The following is a 5050-nucleotide window of genomic DNA, read 5'->3' as shown; positions in this document are numbered from 1 at the left end:
GCCTTGGCATGGCGCCCGATACCTAACCGGGCGCCGAGCAGAAAACATAGGTGACGCTGCGGCTTAAGCAACTTTCCAACTAGGGGTTCGGCAAGGCGATTGACACACACGATCAGGCGTGATGTCGACGGGTCGTGTTGCAGYGCGGTCAGTCGGCCAACAAACGCCGCCGCCTGACGCCGCTCGGGATCAAGCCTTCAGCGCTGCCCTGCCACCCACTCCACCAGCGCATCCAGCACCGGCCGCCCCTTGGCCGCAGCCTCGGGATGGTTGAGCAGCGCGACGAAGACCCAGGGCTTGCCCGACGCATCCGGCACGAAGCCGGCAAGGCCGACGGCATCGCGCAGCGTGCCGGTCTTGAGGCGCGCTTGCCCAGCGGCGGGGCCGTCCTTCAGACGGCGTGACAGCGTGCCGTCGACACCGGCGATGGGCAGGGTGCCGAGCAGTTCCGGCGCCTGGGCACCCCGCTGGCCCGCGCGCAGCACGCCGGCCAGCAGGGCCGGGCTGACCCGCTCGCCGCGCGACAGGCCCGAGCCGTTGTCCAGCACCAGCGCTGCCGTGTCGACGCCATGGCCCGCAAGCCAGTCGCGCACGACGCGCTCGGACGCCGCCAGCGTCGGCTCGCCGGGTTGCGCCGCCTGAGCGCCGAGCTGCAGGTAGATGAGCCTTGTTGCCGCGTTGTCGCTGCGCTTCATGACGCCGCGCAGCATCTCGGCCAGCGGCCGGCCGCGGTGCGTGGCCAGCACGACGGCACCGGCCGGCGCGGCGCCTTCCGCATCGCCCGGCCCCATCGTGCCGCCCAGCTCGGCCCAGAACTGGCGCACGGCCCGTGTGGCCAGCCACTGCCGGTCGACGATCTGCAGCGGCGCGCGCTGGTGGCAACCGGCCGGGAAGGCGCCCTGCAGCTTCAGCGCCCAGCCCTCGCCGGCGGGCTGGACGAGAGCGGGCTTCCAGTCCTCGTCCCAGTCCTTGCACGGCCTTGCAGACAGTGTCATCGGGCTCGCGTCCACGCCCAGCCCTGGCAGGGCCGGCAGGGCGCGCGCCGTGACGCCGGTGGCCGTGGCCTGCAGTTCGAAGTCGAGCAGGCTGCCGTTGAGATGCAAGGCGTCGGGGATGACGTTGTAGTCGAACTCGGGTGCATCGTCGAAGGGCGGCAGGCCGACGTCGAAGCGGGTCGGTTTGAACAGCGTGCGGTCGATGACGAGGCCGCCGCGGATCTCACGCACGCCGCTTTCGCGCAGCTGGCGCAGCAGCCACCACAACGCCGGCCAGTCAAGGTCGGGATCGGCGCCTCCTCGCAGGATCAACGGGCCGTCAATGGTCCCTCCGACAGGAACCGAACCTGCCAGCAGCTCGGTGCGGCCGCGGTGGTTGATGCCGAGCTTGTCCATGGCGACGGTCGCCGTCACCAGCTTCATCGTCGAGGCCGGCGCCATCGCCGCGTCGGCGCGTTGGCTCAAGGCCGGCCGAGAGCCGTCCAGCGGTTGCAGCACAAAGCCGAGGCTTTCCGCCGGCAGGCCGGCCTTGGCCAGCGCGGCCTGTACGGGGTCGGGCACCGAGGTCGTCGCGCAGCCGGTCAGCAGCACCACTGCAACCGGCAAAGAGATCCGCATCAGCCATCGCAGGAAACCTGCGCATTGCGGGCCGAGCGCCGGGCCGCTCCCAAGCCGGCCCGCGTTGGCGATGTGCTTGCGGCTCGATGCCGCGAGCATCGCCGTCCCCGCGGGGGCTGAGGCCGGACACGGCAAGTCCTGTGGACTTGTTGAGCCTGCCGAAGAGCAGCCGCTCCGGCGGCTGCGCGGTCTGCAAGACCGACCGGGATTGCCGGCGTTCAGCCGGCGCAAGACCGGGCGAGGGGCTCGTTTCACTTCAACAGGCTCCCAGGCGGTGGGCGACGAGGCGAGCCAGGGCCACGTCCTCCAGGCCGATGCCGACGCTCTTGTAGACGACGATGTCCTGCGCCTCGCGCGGACGCGGGCTGACGATCAGTTCGCCCAGCTCAACGAGCCGCTCGGGCGCGATGACGCCCGGCACGGCCTGCACGATGTCGCCGGCTTCCAGCTCGGCGGCGGTGCGCCATTCAACGACGACCAGGGCCGCACGGGCCAGCAACGCGTCGTCCAGCTCGCGCGCCGTCTTCGTGCTAGAACCCACGGCAGCGATGAAGGCGCCTTGCTTGACGAGAGCGCCGTCGAACAGCGGCACGGCCGAGCGCGTGGCCGTCGCAATGACATCGGCCTCGGCAGCGGCCGTGGCGGCATCCACGACCCGGGCCGGAAAGCCAATCTGTGCCTCGATCTCGCCTGCGAAGGCCTCGCCGCCACTGCGCGCGCAGACCAGCACGCGCTCGAAGCGCCGCACCCGTGTCAGCGCCTCGACATGGGCTCGCGCCTGGATGCCGGCGCCGAAGACGGCCAGCGTCTTGACCTCTGGCAGCGCCAGCAGGTCCGCCGCCACGGCGCTGGCCGCGGCCGTGCGCAGCCGCGTGAACTCGTTGGCCTCCAGCGTCGCAATCGCCTCGCCGGTCTCGGCCGAGAATAGGCTGACGAGGAAGTGGTACTTGCCGTTGCGCGCCGAATAGACCTTGGTGCCGAGCACCGCCGGCAACTCACCGTCGGCGTCGAGGATGGCCCCCATCGCGCTGATCGCGAGCGCGGCGCCGCCCTGCGTGGCAGTGGCACGGTGGCGGGCCAGCACCTGCGCCTGGCCGCGGCCGTGCTGGGCAAAGGCGGCACGCAGGGCGGCCACGGCGCTGTCCGGGTCGAGTACGGCCGCGACATCGGCCTCAGTGATCAATCGCATGAAGAAAACCTCCGCCGGCACTGTATGAGGGCCGCCGCGCACCGTGCGCGTGCTTTCACATCAGCACGCATTCCCGCAGGTTATGTGCAGCGCACAAGCATTCATTGAACAGCGCGCAACACCTGGGGTGCGGCCCCCTGGGCGCTCCCCCGCGCGCCAGCGAACATCGGCGGCAATCGAATCACATGCAGGAGTCCTTGAGATGAAGTTGAATCGTCTGGCAACCCAGCTCGCCATCGTCGGCCTCGCCGGCCATACCGGCGCTGCCCTGGCGCAGAACGACAGCGCGCGACTGGAGCGCGTCGAGGTGACGGGTTCCAGCATCAAGCGGATCAAGGATGAGGGCGCCCTGCCCATCCAGGTGATCAGCCGGCGTGAGCTGGAGCGGGCCGGCATCGCGTCGGCCGAGCAGATGATCATGCAGCTCAACATCAACGGCAACGGCCTGGACAACCTGGCCGGCAATGCCGACGTGGTGGATGGCGCCGCGCGCGGCAACAACGGCGCCTCCAGCGCCAACCTGCGCGGCCAGGGCAGCAATGCGACGCTGATCCTGCTGAACGGCCGCCGCGTGGCGGCCCACGGCTTGAACGGCGGCACGGTCGACCTGAACCAGATTCCTTTCGCCGCCATCGACCGCGTCGAGATCCTCAAGGACGGCGCCTCGGCCATCTACGGTACCGACGCCATCGGTGGCGTCATCAACTTCATCCTGCGCCAGAACTACAGCGGCGTGACGATCAACGCGCTGGCCGACGTGCCGCAGCAAAAGGGCGGCGAGATCTACGGCGCCTCGGTGACGGCCGGCTACGGCAACCTGGATACCGACGGCTTCAACTTCCTGGCCTCGCTGTCGGTGCGCGACAACAAGGTGCTGCGCGGCGACCAGCGCGACTTCGTCAACACCTACCAGCCCGATCGCGGCCTGTCGCCCGACACGCGCGGCACGCCGATTGCGACGCTGTTCGCTGTGGCCGGCACCACGCCAACCGGCGCTGCGCTGGGCAACGTGCTCAGCCAGGGTGGCAACAACACCGCCGGGCCGTTCGACTTCGCCAACCCGGCGCTGCGCGTCAACGGCATCAATATCCTCGACCTGCCCGGCGGCGCCGGCTGCTCGTCGGTGGATGGCATGAGCCCTTACCAGGAGACGCTCTGGGCCACCGCGGCGTCCAAGTACGGCTGCGCCTGGGACACCGGCCGTGCCGCCGTCATCCAGCAGCCGATCAAGAACACCAACCTCGTCAGCCGCCTGACCTTCAAGCTGGGCGACCACCGCGTGTTCGGCGAGGCCGTGCTGGGCCGGGCCGAGTCCACCAAGAGCTTCTCGCCCAACCAGATCACCAGCGGCTCGGGCACCGCCACCATCAATCTGGCCGGCACTGTTTACCCCAGCCCCTTCCGCAACCTGCGCTACCCCAGCACCGGCGCAGGCTACAACGACGTGTTCAACGCACTGGTCAAGTCATTCCCGGCGCTGGAGGCCAACCGCGGCCTGCCGATGGCCTTCCGCTGGCGCTGCATGCCCTGCGGCAACCGCGAGATCGACACCACGGCCGACACCGCGCGCTTCCTGGTCGGCGCGGACGGTGCCTTGCCTTTCCTCACCGATTGGGACTACCGCGTCGGTTTCTCGCGCGCCGAGAGCAAAGGCAGCTCCACGGTCGGCAAGGGCTATCACTACTGGCAGCCCTTCGCCGACCTGATCAACACCGGCGTGCTCAATCCCTTCTCGCTGACGCAGACGCCCGAGGCCCTGAAGGCGCTGGACGCCATCACAGCCGAGGGCGTGACGCTGTACGGCGGCAAATTCACGATGGAGCAGGCCGACGCGACCGTGTCGGGCCCGGTATTCAAGCTGCCCGGCGGCACGGTGATGGCTGCATTGGGTGTCGACTCGCGCACCGAAAAGTACAAGTTCGACGGCGACCAGCGCTCCAATGCCAACACCGTCGCCGCACAGATCTTCAACGTGCCCTTCGACAACGCACTGGCCACGGCCGGCACCCTCAAGCGCACCATCAAGGCAGTGTTCGCCGAGGTGGCCGTGCCAGTCATGAAGGACATGGAGATCACCGGCGCCATCCGTCGCGACGACTACACCGGCTTCGGCTCGACGACCAACCCCAAGGTCTCGCTGCGGTACAACCCGACCGAGCAGCTGCTGTTCCGCGGCGCCTACAGCACGGGCTTCCGCGTGCCGACCTTCAAGCAGATGTTCGACCCGATCACGGAGAGCACCTTCGTC

The 5050-nt window shown here is 69.3% G+C and carries 3 protein-coding genes; 1 reads left to right on the top strand and 2 read right to left on the bottom strand.

Features of this window, described 5'->3' with window-relative positions:
* Positions 1 to 197: 197 nt before the first annotated feature.
* On the bottom strand, positions 198 to 1613 hold the full coding sequence (gene dacB / locus ACXJKR_RS24040) for a D-alanyl-D-alanine carboxypeptidase/D-alanyl-D-alanine endopeptidase (RefSeq protein ID WP_457324954.1): 1416 nt from the start codon (positions 1611 to 1613) through the stop codon (positions 198 to 200).
* Positions 1614 to 1869: 256 nt separating this feature from the next.
* Complete coding sequence (locus ACXJKR_RS24035; RefSeq protein WP_457324953.1) at positions 1870 to 2802, bottom strand: ornithine cyclodeaminase family protein; 933 nt, start codon at positions 2800 to 2802, stop codon at positions 1870 to 1872.
* 202 nt (positions 2803 to 3004) lie between these two features.
* Between ACXJKR_RS24035 and ACXJKR_RS24030 the strand changes: the two genes are divergently transcribed.
* A partial coding sequence (locus ACXJKR_RS24030) for a TonB-dependent receptor domain-containing protein (protein ID WP_457324952.1) occupies positions 3005 to 5050 on the top strand: 2046 nt, incomplete at its 3' end.

It is taken from the genome of Roseateles sp. P5_E11 (assembly GCF_054049355.1).
This window is presented reverse-complemented; position numbering and strand designations above follow the sequence as displayed.

Coding starts and splice junctions, on each gene's coding strand:
- dacB (WP_457324954.1), bottom strand. CDS start 1,613: ATGCGGATCTCTTTGCCGGTTGCAGTGGTGCTGCTGACCGGCTGCGCG.
- ACXJKR_RS24035 (WP_457324953.1), bottom strand. CDS start 2,802: ATGCGATTGATCACTGAGGCCGATGTCGCGGCCGTACTCGACCCGGAC.